General features: G+C 66.3%; 15 protein-coding genes. 11 read left to right on the top strand and 4 right to left on the bottom strand.

Annotated elements, in window-relative coordinates; translation table 11 throughout:
* Window positions 1-19: 19 nt before the first annotated feature.
* Both VGV41_RS17145 and VGV41_RS17140 read left to right on the top strand, forming a co-directional pair.
* Entirely contained in the window at window positions 20-1561 is a 1542-nt protein-coding gene (locus VGV41_RS17145) for an undecaprenyl-phosphate glucose phosphotransferase (RefSeq protein WP_326865167.1), read from the top strand.
* A 71-nt stretch (window positions 1562-1632) separates the two neighbouring features.
* Window positions 1633-2916: a hypothetical protein gene (locus tag VGV41_RS17140; protein ID WP_326865166.1), complete on the top strand. Its 1284-nt coding sequence runs from the start codon at window positions 1633-1635 to the stop codon at window positions 2914-2916.
* A 28-nt stretch (window positions 2917-2944) separates the two neighbouring features.
* On the opposite strand, the gene VGV41_RS17135 is transcribed toward VGV41_RS17140, so the two are convergent.
* Window positions 2945-3913 (bottom strand): glycosyltransferase family A protein, encoded by a 969-nt coding sequence (locus VGV41_RS17135; RefSeq protein ID WP_326865165.1) that lies wholly within the window; start codon window positions 3911-3913, stop codon window positions 2945-2947.
* 228 nt (window positions 3914-4141) lie between these two features.
* Between VGV41_RS17135 and VGV41_RS17130 the strand changes: the two genes are divergently transcribed.
* Window positions 4142-5404 carry a hypothetical protein gene (locus VGV41_RS17130; protein WP_326865164.1) on the top strand — a complete coding sequence of 421 codons (1263 nt, stop codon included), beginning with the start codon at window positions 4142-4144 and terminating at the stop codon, window positions 5402-5404.
* A 9-nt stretch (window positions 5405-5413) separates the two neighbouring features.
* Here VGV41_RS17130 and VGV41_RS17125 read toward each other — a convergent pair whose 3' ends face one another.
* Together VGV41_RS17125 and VGV41_RS17120 are read right to left on the bottom strand one after the other, a co-directional pair.
* Window positions 5414-5779: a hypothetical protein gene (locus VGV41_RS17125; RefSeq protein ID WP_326865163.1), complete on the bottom strand. Its 366-nt coding sequence runs from the start codon at window positions 5777-5779 to the stop codon at window positions 5414-5416.
* A gap of 68 nt (window positions 5780-5847) precedes the next feature.
* Window positions 5848-6282, bottom strand: coding sequence for a response regulator (locus tag VGV41_RS17120; RefSeq protein ID WP_326865161.1), 435 nt, complete (start codon window positions 6280-6282; stop codon window positions 5848-5850).
* A gap of 440 nt (window positions 6283-6722) precedes the next feature.
* On the opposite strand from VGV41_RS17120, the gene VGV41_RS17115 reads away from it, so the two are divergent.
* Genes VGV41_RS17115 through VGV41_RS17080 form a run of 8 tightly spaced genes read left to right on the top strand, consistent with a single transcriptional unit; the run spans window position 6723 to window position 15427 of the window.
* The gene (locus VGV41_RS17115; protein ID WP_326865160.1) at window positions 6723-7604 is read left to right on the top strand and encodes an FAD binding domain-containing protein; all 882 of its coding nucleotides are present in this window, start codon (window positions 6723-6725) and stop codon (window positions 7602-7604) included.
* Window positions 7594-8085, top strand: a complete 492-nt coding sequence (locus VGV41_RS17110; RefSeq protein ID WP_326865159.1) for a (2Fe-2S)-binding protein — start codon at window positions 7594-7596, stop codon at window positions 8083-8085. The genes VGV41_RS17115 and VGV41_RS17110 overlap by 11 nt, the downstream gene beginning before the upstream one ends.
* Complete coding sequence (locus tag VGV41_RS17105) at window positions 8082-10490, top strand: xanthine dehydrogenase family protein molybdopterin-binding subunit (RefSeq protein WP_326865158.1); 2409 nt, start codon at window positions 8082-8084, stop codon at window positions 10488-10490. Before VGV41_RS17110 ends, VGV41_RS17105 begins: the two co-directional genes overlap by 4 nt.
* The gene (locus VGV41_RS17100; RefSeq protein WP_326865157.1) at window positions 10487-11464 is read left to right on the top strand and encodes an amidohydrolase family protein; all 978 of its coding nucleotides are present in this window, start codon (window positions 10487-10489) and stop codon (window positions 11462-11464) included. The genes VGV41_RS17105 and VGV41_RS17100 overlap by 4 nt, the downstream gene beginning before the upstream one ends.
* Before the next feature lie 52 nt (window positions 11465-11516).
* Window positions 11517-12503 carry an ABC transporter substrate-binding protein gene (locus VGV41_RS17095; RefSeq protein WP_326865155.1) on the top strand — a complete coding sequence of 329 codons (987 nt, stop codon included), beginning with the start codon at window positions 11517-11519 and terminating at the stop codon, window positions 12501-12503.
* Window positions 12500-13270 (top strand): ABC transporter permease, encoded by a 771-nt coding sequence (locus tag VGV41_RS17090; RefSeq protein WP_326865154.1) that lies wholly within the window; start codon window positions 12500-12502, stop codon window positions 13268-13270. Before VGV41_RS17095 ends, VGV41_RS17090 begins: the two co-directional genes overlap by 4 nt.
* Window positions 13270-14043 (top strand): ABC transporter ATP-binding protein, encoded by a 774-nt coding sequence (locus tag VGV41_RS17085; protein ID WP_326865153.1) that lies wholly within the window; start codon window positions 13270-13272, stop codon window positions 14041-14043. Before VGV41_RS17090 ends, VGV41_RS17085 begins: the two co-directional genes overlap by 1 nt.
* Window positions 14036-15427, top strand: a complete 1392-nt coding sequence (locus tag VGV41_RS17080) for an FAD-dependent oxidoreductase (RefSeq protein ID WP_326865152.1) — start codon at window positions 14036-14038, stop codon at window positions 15425-15427. The genes VGV41_RS17085 and VGV41_RS17080 overlap by 8 nt, the downstream gene beginning before the upstream one ends.
* Here the strand turns inward: VGV41_RS17080 and VGV41_RS17075 are convergent.
* On the bottom strand, window positions 15420-15821 hold the full coding sequence (locus VGV41_RS17075) for a cytochrome c (protein ID WP_326865151.1): 402 nt from the start codon (window positions 15819-15821) through the stop codon (window positions 15420-15422). The genes VGV41_RS17080 and VGV41_RS17075 overlap by 8 nt on opposite strands.
* Window positions 15822-15960: the final 139 nt, after the last annotated feature.

Raw genomic sequence — 15960 nt, 5'->3', positions numbered from 1 at the left:
ATGTGTAACGAGTTCTGCCATGACCCAATCCGAACCGCGTGCGCCGCTGCACGCCTCGAGCGCCGTCGCAGCCGCGACCGGTGCCGCGCCGCGTAAGACCACGCGCCCATTGTCGCCGCTCGCTCAGGCGCGCGCGGCCGAGCCCGCCTCGAAGCCGTTGTCGCCGATCGTGCTGGCCGGCAGCGTACGCATGGCGGAATTCGCCATCGTATGCGCCGTCGGCATGATCATCTACGCGGTCTACCTGCCGCCGGAGCCCGGGCTGGTCTGGCGCTACGTCGCCGCGACCTTCGTGATCGCGTGTCTCGCCACGCTCGCCTTCCAGATCGCCGACATCTACCAGGTGCAGGCGTTCCGCGGCTACGAGAAGCAATACATGCGTCTCGCCTCCGCCTGGTCGGTCGTCTTCCTGGTGGTGATCGGTTTGTCGTTCTTCGCCAAGGCCGGTGAACTGTTCTCCCGCGTCTGGCTCGGCACCTACTATCTCGCCGGCCTCGCGACCTTGATCATCTGCCGCAATTTGCTGTTTTACGCGGTGCGTCACTGGACGCGCGAAGGCCGCCTCACCCGCCGTACCGTCATCGTCGGCGGCGGCGAGCCCGGCGCCCACGTGATCGAGGAGTTGCGCCGACAGAAGGATTCCGGCGTGGAGATCGTCGGCCTGTTCGACGATCGCGGCGACGCCCGCACCGGGCCAGACGCAGCCGGCGAACGCAAGCTCGGCACGGTCGATGATCTGGTCGAGTTCGGCCGCCGTACGCGCGTCGACCTCGTCATCTTCTCGCTGCCGATTTCGGCCGAAACCCGCATCCTGCAGATGCTGAAGAAGCTGTGGGTGCTGCCGGTCGATATCCGCCTCGCCGCGCACACCAACAAGCTCCAGTTCCGCCCTCGCTCCTACTCCTACATCGGCAGCGTGCCGGTGCTCGACGTCGCCGACCGGCCGATCGCCGACTGGGACGTCGTAATGAAGTGGCTGTTCGACAAGATCATCGGCGGCCTCGCGCTTCTCGCCGCACTGCCGGCGATGGCGATCGTCGCGCTCGCCATCAAGCTCGACAGCAAGGGCCCGGTGCTGTTCAAGCAGAAGCGCTACGGCTTCAACAACGACCTCATCGAAGTCTATAAATTCCGCTCGATGTACACCGACATGACGGATGCGGCGGCGGCCAGGCTCGTCACCAAAGACGACCCGCGCGTCACGCGCGTCGGCCGCTTCATCCGCAAGACCAGTCTCGACGAGCTGCCGCAGCTTCTCAATGTCGTCATCAAGGGCAATCTGTCACTGGTCGGCCCGCGTCCGCACGCGGTCAGCGCCAAGGCCGAGTCACGACTCTATGACGAGGCGGTCGACGGCTATTTCGCCCGCCATCGCGTCAAGCCCGGCATCACCGGCTGGGCGCAGATCAACGGCTGGCGCGGCGAGACCGATACGCAGGAGAAGATCCAGAAGCGCGTCGAGCACGACCTCTATTATATCGAGAACTGGTCGGTGCTGTTCGACCTGCGCATCCTCATGAGCACGCCGCTGGCGCTGCTCAAGACCGAGAACGCGTATTGATCACAACGCGCGATATGGCAGTTGCGGCCGACGGGGCGTCCCATTCTCCGCTCATCCCCGCGCACGCAGGGATGCAGCGCAGCGAGGCCGCAAGGAACTGGGTCCCCGCTTACGCGGGGACGAACGGTAACGGTTACGCGCCCGCCGCCGTCGTGCCGCTGCGCGAGCGCATCCTGCTCATCGTGCTGTTCATCACCGTGCTGGCGAGCTCGGTCGCCTTCATCGAGCCGTCGCCGCACGACGCGCTGATGGGCGTGCTCGCCGTCGCCGCCGTCATTGCTGGCGTGCGGCTGCACCGCACGCTGGTCCTTCTGGTTTTTTGCCTGGTCATCTGGAACGTGTCCGGCCTGATCTCGCTGATCAACGCCCTCGATATCCCCAAGACCATCCAGTACGCGGCCACGTCGATCTACCTGGCGATCGCCGCCATCCTGTTCGCCTGCCTGTTCGCCGAGAACACGATGCCGCGCATTACCGTCATGCGCATCGCCTACGTGCTCACGGCAACCTGCGCGGCGCTTGCCGGCACGGCCGGTTATTTCCACGCCTTCCCGGGGTCGGACACCTTTGCGCCGACCGGCCGCGCGCTCGGAGCCTTCAAGGACCCGAACGTGTTCAGCCCGTTCCTCATCTGGCCGGCGCTGTTCCTGATGTACCGCGTGCTGGCGGAGCGCATCCGCCTGCTCGATCTCCTGCCCCTCGGCTGCATCCTGCTCGGCCTGCTGCTGAGCTTCTCGCGCGGCGCCTGGTTTCATTTCGCGGTATCGGCCATCGTCACGGTCGGCCTCGCCTTCCTGACGGCGCCGACGCAGAAGTCGCGTTTCCGCGTGTTCGGGCTGTCGATCTTCAGCGTCGGCGTGCTGGTCGCGATGATCGTGGTGCTGCTGTCGATTCCGGCGGTGCAACTGATGTTCAACGAGCGCGCGCACCTGATCAATTCGTACGACGTCGGCCAGGGCGGCCGCTTCCGCCTGCAGGAAATCGCGCTCTCCTCGGTGTTGATGTTTCCGGACGGCATGGGACCGTTCGGCTTCGCCACAGCGCAAGGGCTGCAGCAGCACAACGTCTATCTGCAGGCGTTTCTCGTCTATGGCTGGGCCGGCGCGATGGCCTATATCCTGATGCTGCTGTCGACCGTGTTCATCGGCGTCCGCACCGTCTTCGTGCGCACGCCGTGGCAGCCTTACATGATCACGGCGCTGGGCGCCTTCATCGGTGAAATGGCCGAGGGCTTCGTGATCGACAGCGACCACTGGCGGCACTTCTTCCTGCTGCTCGGCATGGTGTGGGGGCTGGCGGCGGCGACGTTCAAGCACGTGCGCGGCGTGAGACGCCCCGCCACTGGCATGGCATGAGGCCACGGCTCGCCACGCCGGCCAAATCTCAGTTGCTGTTGTGTGCTGCCGTGCCGAACACCGACAGTCCGGCCGGCATCCGTGCCGCATCGGCCCGCGGGCGGCGATGCAACCGTGCGATCAGCACGTTGAATGCGGCGTCCGGCAACACCCGCGCCAGTGCGCAGGCAGCCAGGCCCTTCCACAGCGGCACGCGGCCGCTGCCGTCACGCGAGGCCTTCCACAGCCGCATCATCGCGGCCATCGTATAGGATTCCGCATGCCGTTCGCGGATGTGGCGCCACAGGCCGCCGTAAAGCCGCTTGGTGTCGATCTCGGTGGAGCGGCTCGGCGCCGCGTCGTCGGCGATGTGATAGACGTAGAGCGGCTTCGCCACCCGCAGGCCACGATAGCCGGCGCGCGCCAGCCGCAGCGAGAAATCCCAGTCTTCGTAGCCCGACCGCATCGCCTCGTCGTAGCCGCCGGCGGCAAGCCAGGCGTCGCGCCGCATCACCAGTCCGGACGACAGCGTGTTGGTGAACAACAGGTCGAAGCGGTTGAAATAGCGCGAGACCAGTCCCGTCTCGGCGCCAGTCAGGCGCAGGTCGGTGAACGCCATGCCGACGTCCGGCGGACTTGCGCGCAGCAACGGCACGGTCTCGGCGAGGAAATCCGGCTCGATCGTGTCGTCGCAGTCGAGCGCAAACACGAGTTCGGCTTTGGCGCGGCGAATGCCGGCATTGCGCGCCGCGGCCGGACCGCGGTTCATCTGCCGAATAACGGTTGCCTGCCCGTCCAGCGCCAAAAGCTTGCGCAGTGTTTGCGGATCGCCGGAACCGTCGTCGACGATGACGATCTCGAAATCGCGGAAGGTCTGGCGCGCCAGCGAGGCCATCAGCCCGTCGAGGAAGTGGCCGCCGTTGAAGCACGGCACAACGATGCTGACTGCGGGCGAAGGCTTCGTCGGCGCGCCGGCGCGCTCCTGGCCACCAACTGCTGCCGTTATCGCTTCAGTCACGTCGCCCACCCGTGCATCTGCTGGAAGTCATACAGAGCCGCGCCGAACATTCCCTTAAAAGTCTCACGGAAAATTCGCCTGCCCTCGTGACGATTTGTTCACCACACTCTTTAAGCGAAAAATCGAGCCGCCGCGTTAACGTGCCCGCCCATGAGTGCGCAGGCGCAGCCCCTTCCCCGCCGAAGCGCCCTGCGGCAGCCGTTGCGGCTGCTCGCGGGGGTTTTGTCGTTGCGCTATCTGCTCCTGCGCGCGACGACGGCCGCCGCCGCCGTCGCCTTCGGCCTGGTGCAGACTTATGTCTTCGCGCGCGTGCTCGCGCCCAAGGATTTCTCGATCTATATCCTGATCGGCACCTTCGGCCTGTCGCTGTGGCTGTTCGATCTCGGCGCCGCCAAGATCCTGTTCGTGCGGCAGCGCGCGCGCCATCTCGAGGGCCGCAGCGACGATGCGATCACGGCGCAGTCGAGCGCGGTCGTCGCGCTCTATGCGCTGATCGTCCTGGCCGGCACGCTCGCTTGTTTCGCAATCGCGGCGACACGGTCCGGCACGAGCCTCGGCACCGCCACTGACTACACCTTGTTCTTCAGCTTTGCGGCACTGAACCTGGTCTGGTTTCCGCTGCGCAACGTCAGCAATGCGGTCGACCAGTACATCGGCTTCGAGAGTCTCGAGGTGGTGCGCCGGGTCGGGCACATCGTCCTGATGCTGGGACTGCTCGGCGGACTGCCGCTCCTCGCCTTTCTGCTGCTGGCGAATGCGCTGTGGGCGGTGCTGCTGTCGGTCTGCGTGGTCCGCCTCGCGCGCGTGGGTGCGCTGCGGGCTCCGCACGGCGTGCGGTCGGCCCTGACGGAATTCTGGCGCGGCAACCGTCGCGAGCTTCTGCGCAGCGGCAACTACGCCGTCGGCGAGCTCGCGATCTATAATTTCCCGTATTTCGTCGTGCCGGCGATGTTCGGCCTCGGCGCGCCGACCATCATCCTCGACACCGTGTTCAAGATCTTCCGCGGCGCGACGTTGATCTACGCCGCGGGCCTCGACCCGCTGGTGCCGCGGCAGACACGTGCGCTGGCGGAGCGCGATGCCGCGATGCTGAAGAAGGCGACGCTGACGGCCTTCGTGCTCTGCGCCGTCCCGACCCTGGCGCTCTGCGCCCTCCTCCTTATCGCCGGCGATCGGCTATTCGCGCTGCTGCTCGGCCACGCAGCGACGATGCCGCCGGCGGCGACCACCGTGCTCGTCGTCCTGCTCCTCGCCAACCTGGCGCAGAACGTCGCCAGCAATCTATTGCTGCACACCGGCTTCTTCCGCGAGATCGCCCGCGTCGCGACGTTCCTGGTCATCGCGATGGCGGCGATGACGCTGATCGCCATCGCCGCCGGCGTCGACATCGTCGGCTTCATCGGCGGCTATGCGGCCGTCTATGTCGCCGGCGCCGCGCTCTACATCGCTTATGTCTGGCGCGGGCCGTTCCGGCGTGCAGCGGGACGTTAGGCCGCCGGCTCAGCGATAGTCGTGATGGCGCCGCGTATGATGCCGAACATAGCGGTGGTGGGCGTTATGATGGCGCTGCACCTTGCGATGCGTCGAGGCGTGGTGGCGGATGTAGCGATGCCGCTCCGCGGTGCGCGTCCGGTGCGTACGCGCGTAGCTCGCCATATAATGGCGGCAGGTGACGCTGACCCGGCTGTAATTGCGGCGCAGACAGGCCTCGATGCGGCCACGGTCCGGGATGGCGTCGCCGCACATCGAAAACACGTCGTTGCCGCAAGCCTGCTGGCCGGCCTGCTCGGCATCCGTTTGCGCCTGCGCAGGCGCGCAAAGCAGCGCAAAGGCCAAGAAAGCCGTCGCCGGTAGAATGAGCTTCATCGCGTTCCTCCCTGTGGGTCGGAAAGAGGAACGGGATGACGTCGCTCCCGGTTCCGGGGTCTCGCCGTTCAGGCGCCTTCGAACCCGTTCAAGCGGGCGAGATTCCGCGGCAAGAGTTCCTTTTTCTGATACGCCGCCTCCAGGACCTCCGCCAGCTTCGCCTTGAGCTCATTCGCCGTGAACGGCTTGAGAATGAAGCCGTTGGCGAGGAACGGGTCCCCTTCATTGAACATCTCCGTCACCAGGGCCGCATTGCCCGTGGTGAGGATCACCGGCACATGGCGCAGGAACTTGTCACGCCGCATCATGCGGACAAATTCGGCGCCGCCGACCGGCCTCATCTCGACGTCGCACAGGACAAATCCATAGTCGCGTCGCTTGAGTTCTTCGATCGCATCCACCGCCGACTGGCGCCCCTCTACGTCGTCGAAATCCAGCGAGAGCAAAATCTTTTTCATGACAGAGCACATCGTCATACTGTCGTCGACGACGAGCACGGGCATCCACCTCTTCAACATGGAACCTCCGGCATTTGAACCCACCGGAGGAAATTTACGGGGACGCGCGCGAACCCGCGCTGAATCCGCGGGCCGCATTTTAAATTCCAATTGAGTCTTCCGATCCCGGCATCTTTAGCATCTCTCGGGGACAGGATACCTCACGCCTCCGGCGTGCTGCGCGGGATACCATTCAAGGCGTAGACGGTGCGGCACAAGCCACGCCACACGATGCGCATGTGGGTCACCGCATGACACGCTCCCGAGATTCTACCGCACCGGAGACTTGCTGCCCGTCCCGCTCTGTTCGCGCTGGCGAGCCGGGACAATGCACGTCCGACCGCGGTCTTTTGCCGTGGGGATAACGATGCTACATTCGGCCATCCCGGCGCACTTTCATCATCGGAAAATTTGCGTTTCGTGCTCGAACTCGCTTTGGTCACTTCATGAAGGCAGCGCCGTTCGAGTATGTCCGGCCTCGCAGCGTCGACGAGGCCTGCGACATTCTGGCAACCGATGACAGTGCGCGGGTGATCGCCGGCGGCCAGACCCTGGTTCCGATGATGGCCATGCGGCTGGCGCGGCCGACGCGCCTCGTCGACCTCAACCGCATTGCCGAGCTCTCCTTCATTCGCGATGATGGAGAGCATTTCGTGGTCGGCGCCATGACACGGCAGCGCAGCGCCGAACGCGATCCGCTGGTGCCCGCGCGGCTGCCGCTGCTCGCACGCGCGCTGCCCTGGATCGGGCATGCCGCAACCCGTGCGCGCGGCACGATCGGCGGTTCCATTGCCAATGCCGATCCCGCCGCCGAACTCGCGTTGCTGTCGATCACGCTCGACGCCACAATCAGCTACCGCGCCGGCGGCGCCGACCACAGCATGGCTGCGCGCGACTTCATCGTCGGCCCGATGACGACGGCCCTGCCGCAGGACGGCTGTCTGGCGAGCGTGAGTTTCCCCATCTGGCGGGGCCGCATCGGCAGCGGCTTCGCCGAAGTGAACGCCCGCCGCAGCGATTTCGCCTTCGCCGCCGCCGCGGCGCAGGTCGAACTCGACACCGACGGCCGCTGCAGGCGCATCGCCATCGGCATCGGCGCGGTTGCCGACGTGCCGTTCCGGCTCGCAGCCGCGGAAAGCCAGCTCGCCGACACGACGCTCGATCAGGCCCGGGTGCTCGACGCGGTGCGCGCCGCGCTCGCCGACGTCGAGCCGATGTCCGACCCGCATGCCTCACCCGGCTATCGCCGCCGCGCCGCCGCCGAACTGGCCGCGCGCGCCGTCGCGGAAGCGCGCGAGGAGGCGTTGGAAAAGTCCCATGCGCATTGAGCTTCTCGTCAACGACACCGCCCACACGCTCGAGGTCGAGCCGCGTACGACCCTGGTCGATTGCCTGCGCGACAATCTCGGCCTCAAGGGCGCGCATGTCGGCTGCGAGCACGGCGTCTGCGGCGCCTGTACCGTGCTGCTCGACGGCGTGCCGGTCCGCTCGTGCCTGATGTTCGCGGTGCAGGCGGACGGCAATCGCATCACCACCATCGAGGGCATCACGCCCGGCCAGGGCGAACTGTCGCCGGTGCAGGACGCCTTCTGCGAGACGCACGGCATGCAGTGCGGCTATTGCACGCCGGCGATGATCCTGACCGCACACGCGCTGCTCGACGCCAATCCCGATCCGACGCGCGAGGAGATCGTCGAGGCGATCTCAGGCAATATCTGCCGCTGCACCGGCTACGCACAGATCGTCGAAGCGATCGCGCTCGCGGCCGAGCGCATGAGCGGCACCAACCGCGCGAAAGACGCGCCATGACGGTCAAACCACCGCAGCTGCGCTTCGTCTCGAGCGACCGCCGCGTGCGCGAGGACCGGCGTTTCGTCGTCGGCAAGGGCAACTTCGTCGCCGATATCGATCTGCCGGGCATGCGCCACGTGGCGCTCATCACGTGCCCGCATGCTGCCGCCCGCATCCGCAATATCGACGCCAGCGCCGCATTGGCGCGACCCGGCGTGCATTACGTGCTCGACGGCCGCGAGCTCGCCGGCGCGACGCTTCCTCTGATGAGCGGCCTCGAGATTCCGGACGTGCCGCGCCGGCCGCTGGCGGTCGACGTGGCGCGCTATTCCGGCGAGTGGGTCGCCGCCGTCGTCGCCGATACCCGCGCGCTCGCCGAAGACGCCGCCGAGGACGTCGCGATCGATTACGAGCCGCTGCCCTTCGTGCTCGACGCCGAGCAAGCGATCGCCGACGGCAGCACGCTGGTGCACGAGGCGCACGGCTCGAACGTCCTGCTCGACCGCACCTTCGTCTGGGGCGAGGTCGACAAGGACTTCGCCGCCAGCCCGCGCACGCTGTCGCTGCGGGTGAAGTGGGGCCGCAGCGCCACCGTGCCGATCGAGACCTTCGGCGTCCTCGCGCAATGGGATCCCTGGCGCGAGATCCTCGACGTCTGGGCTTCGATCCAGATGCCGAAATATCCGGAGCAGATTGCCGGCGCGCTCAAACTGCCCGCCTCCAGCGTGCGCGTGCATTACGACGTCGATGTCGGCGGCAGCTATGGCGTCAAGCGCGGCATCAAGCATACCATCCTCGCCTGCTACCTGGCGCGACGGGTCGGCTTCCCGATCCGGCTGATCGAGGACCGGCTGGAGAACATGCGCGGCGGCGACGCGCACGGTCCGGAGCGGCTGTTCGATGTCGACGTGGCCTTCGACGACGCCGGCATCGTGCGCTCGATGAAGATGCGCGCGCTCGACAATGTCGGCGCCTATGCCGGCCGCTCGCCGTTCCAGCTCGGCAAGCCGATCGGCGCCATCGTCGGCCCGTACAAGATCAAGAGCGTGCAGTACCGGGCGATGGCGGTCGTCACCAACAAGACGACGCAGGAGGCGGTGCGCGCCTTCGGCCAGTCGCCAACCAATTTCGCCATTGAGCGGATGATGGACGAGGTCGCCAATGCGACCGGCCTCGACCGGCTCGAGGTGCGCCGGCGCAACATGATCCGGCACGACGAATTCCCGTACCTCATTCCGAGCGGCACGACTTATGACAGCGGCAATTACGAGACCGTGATCGCCAAGGTGCTGCAGCACACCGATTACGAAGGCCTCAAGGCCGAACGCGACGCGCTCCGCCGCCGCGGCAAGCTTGCCGGCATCGGCATTTCCGCCTGCCTCGAGCCGAACGGCGGCAACTCCTCGTTCGAGCCCCTGCTCAATCCCAAGAACACGACCACGACCTGGATGGAGTCGTGCCGGATCAGCGTCGACCTGTCCGGCGCGATCACCGCCACGATACACACGACCTCGGCTGGCCAGGGCCACGAGACCCTGGTCGCGACGGTGGTCGGCGAAGCGCTCGGCATCGACCCGGACCACATCCGCGTGGTGCGGCCGGACTCGTTGAACTCATTGCCGGGCAACAGCCCGGTCGGCAGCCGCATGGCGGTGATGCTCGGCGGTGCCAGCTTTCATGCGGCGCAGAAGCTGAAGGCCAAACTCATCGCCATTGCCGCGCACGATCTCGGCATCCCGCCGGGGCGCGCCGATTATGTCGACGGCGACGTCGTCGATCGCGATGCGCCGGAGCGGCGCCGCACATGGGCCGAGATCGTCACCATCGCGCATCGCAACATCCATCGCATGCCGGAAGGGTTCGAACCGGGCCTTTCGGTGAGCCACATCATGCAGGTGCCGACCGGCGGCAAGCTGCCGACCCCCGACGGCCGCGTGCAGATGTATCCGTGTTTCTCGTTCGAATTCCACTTGGTGCTGCTGTCGATCGACCCCGCGCTCGGCACCAGCAATATCGAGCGCTACACGATCGGCCATGACTGCGGCACCGTGATCAATCCGAAGATCGTACGCGGGATGACCATGGGCGGCGTCGCCCACGGCATCGGCGCGGCGCTGTACGAGGAATTCGCCTACAACGAGGACGGCCAGATGGTGGCGCAGAGCCTCATGGACTATGTGCTGCCCTCCTCGCACGAGGTGCCGAAGGTCGAGATCGTCCATCACGTGACGCCATCCCCGCACACCGTGCTGGGCCAGAAGGGCTCCGGCGAGTCCGGCTATCTCGGCGCACCGGCGGCGATCGCCAATGCTGTCAACGACGCCATCCGCCCGCTCGGCATTTCCGTGAACACCCTGCCGATCAAGACGACGCGCCTCGGCGACATGATCGCCGACGCGCTGGCGAAGAGAGCCGCTGAATGATTGTCGATTGCCACGCCCATCTCGTGCCACCCGCGCTGCTGGAGTCCATTCGCGCCAACAAGGCCCGCTTTCCCAACGTGCGGCAGATCGAGAGCGCCGACGGGCTCGCTTTGGCTTTCGCCGGCGGCAAGCCGACGCGACCGGTCTCGAAGCCGCTCTCGGATATCGGCGGCCGCATCGCCTGGATGAACAAGCAGGGCATCGACAGGCAGGTCGTCGGCGGCTGGGTCGACATGTTCGGCTACGAACTGCAGGGCGAGGAGGGCATCGCCTGGAGCATGGCGATCAACGAGGCGCTGCTCGCCGCAGCCAAGGCCGAGCCGCGCTTCGTGCCGCTCGCCAGCGTGCCGCTCGGCGACGGCAAGGCGGCCGCGTCCGTGCTCAAGGCCGCGATGGCTGCCGGCTGTCCCGGCACGATGATCGGCACCTTGCCGCGCGGCGTCGGCAGCACCCTCGACCACTCCGATCTGGACCCGTTCTGGGCTGCCGCCGACGAGACCGGCGCGGTCGTCCACATCCATCCGAGCTTCGATGCCGGCGACGTGCGGGTGAACGATTTCAACCTCGCCAACGGAATCGGCCGCATCACCGACGCGGCGGTCGCCGTGGCGCGGCTGCTGATGGCCGGCCACGTGACGCGCTACCGAAACGTGAAATTCTTCGCCCCGATGGGTGCGGCGGCCCTTCCCTTCGTCATCGGACGGCTCAAGCGCACCCAGGCGATCACGCCGGGCGTGGCCGATCCGGCTCAAGGCCTGTCGCTGCTTTATACGGACACTATCCTGCACGACCCGCGCGTGCTGAAATTCGTCGCCGGCATGGTCGGAGCCGACCGCCTGATGATGGGTTCGGACATGCCGTTTCCCATCGGCGATCTCGAGCCGCTGCGGATCGTCGCCGACGCGGGATTCGACGCGGCCCAGGCGGCGTCGATCAACGGAGGATTGGCGGAAAAGCTGTTCCGCCTCGCCTGACTCAAACGAAGGCTCGCCAAGAAGCCCACCTGCATATCGAAGGGAGGACGTTATGTTGAAAATTATGTTGCGCTCGCTCGCCGTCGCCGGACTTGCCGCGGCCGCGCTGACGCTGCCCGGCACCGCTCGCGCCCAGACGCCGGAAAAGGTGACCATCGTCGTCTTCAGCTTTCCCTCGCTCGGCGCCTTCATGCCGCCGGTGATCAAGGCGAAGAAGATGGACACGGCGCACGGCATCGACATCAACTTCGTCGAGCGGCCGCCGGATGCCTACACGACGCAGTTCAACTCCGGCGAGTTCCAGGTCGGCGGCAGCGCCGCCGTGCTGACTGTCGGGCTTGCCGATCTTCGCGGCGTCAAGGTGAAGTACCTGTTCAACCTGTTCGACTTCTGGGGCACGTTCGTCACGTCCAATCCGGCCGTCAAGACGATCAAGGATCTCGAGGGCAAGCAGGTCGCCGCCGCCGCCTCGACGACGAATTTCGTGATGTCCGAGTTCTTCGCCAAGAAGCAGGGCGTCGATCCGAGCAAGATGCAGATCGTCAATACTGCCCCGCCCGGCCTGGTCGGCTACGCGGTGGCCAACCGCGCCGACGCGGTGCAGCTCTGGGAGCCTGCCTACACGCTGCTGAAGGCGCGCAAGCCCGACATCCGCATCCTCGACACCAAGATGGCCGCCACATGGAAGAGCTTCGCCGGCGGTGAGCGTATCCCCTATCTGGGCGTCGCCGCGCATACCGACTGGATCGAGAAGCATCCGACCCTCGTGCCCAAGCTCTACGACACCTACAAGGAAGCCGGAGAATTCATTGCGGAGCACCCGGAGGAAGCAGCGGCGCTCATCGCGCCGAAGTCCACCCCCGAGCAACGCACCGCGCTGGTGTCGCTGATCAAGGCGAACGAACGGCTCGGCATGAACGTGGCGCCGGCCGGTGAGATGTCGAAGCAGATCGAAGCCGTCTACAAGGTCGGCATCGACGTCGGCTATTTCAAATCGGAGCCGTCGAAGGACACGATTTACGCGAAGCCGATGAAATGAAGAACGCGCGTACGATCCGCGGCCTCCAGGCCGCCGCCAGCATGCTCGCGCTTGCGGCGGCCTGGCAGATTCTGTCGTGGATTTTCCCGCACTTCCTGTTCCCGCCGGTACAGGACGTGATCGTGCGCACCATCGATGTGCTCACCACCGGCTCGCTGCTCGCCGATGTCCTGCTGACGGCCGCACGCATCTTCGGCGGTCTTCTCGGCGCCTTCGTCTTCGGCGCAATCCTCGCGCTCGTGATCGGCCGCTCACAGACCATCGAAAACTTCGTCTCGCCGGTGCTGACCTTCTTTCAGGGAATTCCCGCCCTCTCCTGGGTCGTGTTTGCCATCATCTGGTTTCACGGAACCGAATTTCGAGTCCTCTTCATCATGGTGATCACGACGCTGCCGGCGTTCACCTTTCAGATTCTCGATGCTTTCCGGTCGATGTCGAAGGATCTGTTCGAGATGACGATGTCGTTCCGGCCGAGCCGCTGGAAACTGTTTTGCTATCTCATTGTGCCGACCATCCTGCCCGGCATTTTCACGGCATGGAAAGTGAATCTCGGCAATGCCGCACGTGTCGTCGTCGTAGCCGAACTTGTCGGTGCAACGGGCGGCGTCGGCTACGAGCTCATGCGCCAGCAGCAGCTGTTCGACATGGCCGGCGCGATGGCATGGACGCTGCAGCTCGTCCTGTTCGTCCTGGTCGTGCAACAGGCGATCAACATGCTCGAAGCCTGGACGTTGCGCTATCGCGCCGTTTCCGAGCGGGCGATGTAATGACATCCGCGCCGGTCATCCGCTTCGACAATGTCAGTAAAACGTTCGAGCGTCCGGACGGACGCGGCAGCTTTGTCGCGGTGGACAAGCTTTCCTTCGAGATCGCACCCGGCGAGATCGTCGCCGTGCTGGGCAAGACGGGTTGCGGCAAGTCGACGATGTTCAACATCGTCGCCGGGCTGATCGAGCCGAGCTCCGGCAAGGCGCTGGTCGACGGCCACGATCCGTTCCGCGACTTCGACTATTTCCGCGGCAAGATCGGCATCGTCTTCCAGGGCGACCGGCTGATGCCGTGGCGCAGCGCCCTCGACAACGTGCTGCTCGGCCTGCAGATTCTCGATACCGACGACAGCCAGGCGCGCGAGACGGCCATGCGCTGGCTCGCCCGCCTCGGTTTGAGCGGGCACGAGAACGATTATCCGCACGCGCTGTCGGGCGGCATGCGCCAGCGCGTCTCGATCGCGCGCGCTTTCGCCGTCGATCCCAACATCCTGCTCTGCGACGAACCGTTCTCCGCGCTCGACGAGATGACGGCGCGCGACCTGCGCGCCGAGTTCGTGCGTCTGGTGCGGCAGACCCACAAGACGGCGGTGTTCATCACGCATCAGATCGGCGAGGCCATGGAGATCGGCGACCGGGTGCTGGTGTTCCAGCGGCCGGCGCGCATCGCCTACGAGGCCAGACTCTCTCCCGGCATGAGCGAGGCCGAGCGCCAGGCCGTGCAGCAGCAGATCATGGCCGTACTGGCGCAGGAGCCCGCGTCCGTTGCCTGAGCCGGCACCCTTGCGGATCGTCGTCGTCGGCCAGGGTGCGGCCGGCGTCGCCGCCGCGCTGAGCGCCGCCGAAGCGGCGCGAACGGCAGGACGCGCGGTAGCGGTCACGCTGATCGACAAAGCGAGCGAAAGTGACGCCGGCGGCAACACCCGCTGGTCGCCGTCGAACATGCGCATGGCGTCGCCCGATCGGGTGGAAGACAGCTTCGTGCACGATGTGCTCGCGGCGACGAAGAACCGTGGCGACGCGCGTTATTTCACGCGGCTCGCCGCCGATGCGCCGGAGGTGGCCGCCTGGGCCGTATCGCACGGCGTCGCCTTCATTCAGCCACCCTACTATCTCGCCAAAGGTCCGCCGCGCATCCAGCCGCAGGGCGGCGGCGCGGCTCTGCTTGCCGCTTTGGTGAAGGCGGCCAAAGCGGCCGGCGTGTCCTTCCGCTATGAATGCGCGGCGCGCGGGATTGTGCAGGCCGAAGGCCGCATCGTTGGGCTCGAGGTCGACCAGAGCGGCCGCCGCGAGACGCTGCCCGCCGAAGCGATCGTGCTCGCCAACGGCGGCTTCCAGGGCAGCGCCGCGCTGATGCGCGAGCATTTCGGCCCGGGCGGCGACACGATGCGGCTGATCTCGCCCGGCACGCACTACAATGGCGGCGACGGCATCGCCATGGCGCTCGCCGCCGGCGCGGCAAAATCCGGCGACTGGAACGGCATGCATGCCGAGCCGGTCGACGCGCGCGCGACCACCTCGGCGCCTGTCGTGCTCGTTTATCCGTTCGGCATCGTCGTCGACAAAACCGGCCGTCGGTTCTTCGACGAGGGCGCCGGGCTGGTGCACGAGACCTGGGAGTGGCTCGCGCGCGAAATCCATTTCAACCGGCCGGGCTCGATCGCTTACACGATCCTCGACAGCCGGTTGTTCGATATCGCCGATTACAAGCGCGCTATCCGCTCGGAGGTGGAGCCATTTCGCGCCGACACGCTCTCGGGGCTGGCCGGATTGATCGGAGTCGATGCGGCGGCGCTGGGCGAAACGATTGCGGCTTACAATGCGGCCTGTGTCGGCACACCGGACGCCTTCGATGCCACGCGCTGCGACGGGCTGCACACGCATGGCCTTGCGCCGCCGAAATCGAACTGGGCGCGCGCGATCGCGTCGCCGCCCTACCTCGCCTGGCCGCTGGTTGGCGCCGTCGCCTATACGTTCGGCGGCATCGCCACCGACGAGCACGCGCGCGTCCTGCGTCCGGACGGCACGGTCTTGCCAGGGCTTTATGCCGCCGGCGAAATCACCGGCCATTTCTACGAAGCCGCGCCGAATTCGGTCGCGGTGCTGCGCGCGCTGGTGTTCGGTCGCATCGCCGGCCGGCAGGCGGTCGCTATTTGAGCTGGATGCTGCGGAGATATCCGACGATCGCTGCGATGCGTTTGCTGGCGTCGCCGTCGCCGACCGACTGCGACAACTGACGGCCCCAGACCGGCATCTCGAAGGTCCCATGCGCACGGATGGTCTTGCGGCCGTCGATCACCGTTGCGAGGACCTTGTCGGGGAAGACACCGTCATTGCTCTTCGCCAGCCTGCGCAGATCGGGCGGCCGTGTCCGCATCGCCGCTGCCGCCGGGCCGTCGCCCGCGCCGCTCTCGCCATGACACGAGGCGCAGCGCGCCTTGTATTCGGCCGCGCCGTCGTCGGCCGCGCTGGCCGCGTACGAAGCGGTGGCGGCGACGAGCAGCCCAACCGCCAACCAGAGGCTCGCCCTACTCGAGATCATACCGCGCATGGCCCGCGTTCCTTCCCAAGAAGCGCCGCAAGGATAGCCATCGGGCGGCGGTGGCAATTGACCGTGGTCAAATCGGCCATTTTACCGGAGCCCGGAATTCGTGCGCCGCCACTGATAAAGAACTGGACCTGCGCTAGAC

The sequence above is a fragment of the Pseudolabrys sp. genome, assembly GCF_035943735.1.
Lineage (GTDB): Bacteria > Pseudomonadota > Alphaproteobacteria > Rhizobiales > Xanthobacteraceae > Pseudolabrys.
Note: the sequence above shows the minus strand (reverse complement) of the source record. Positions and strands in the feature narration are given on the sequence as shown.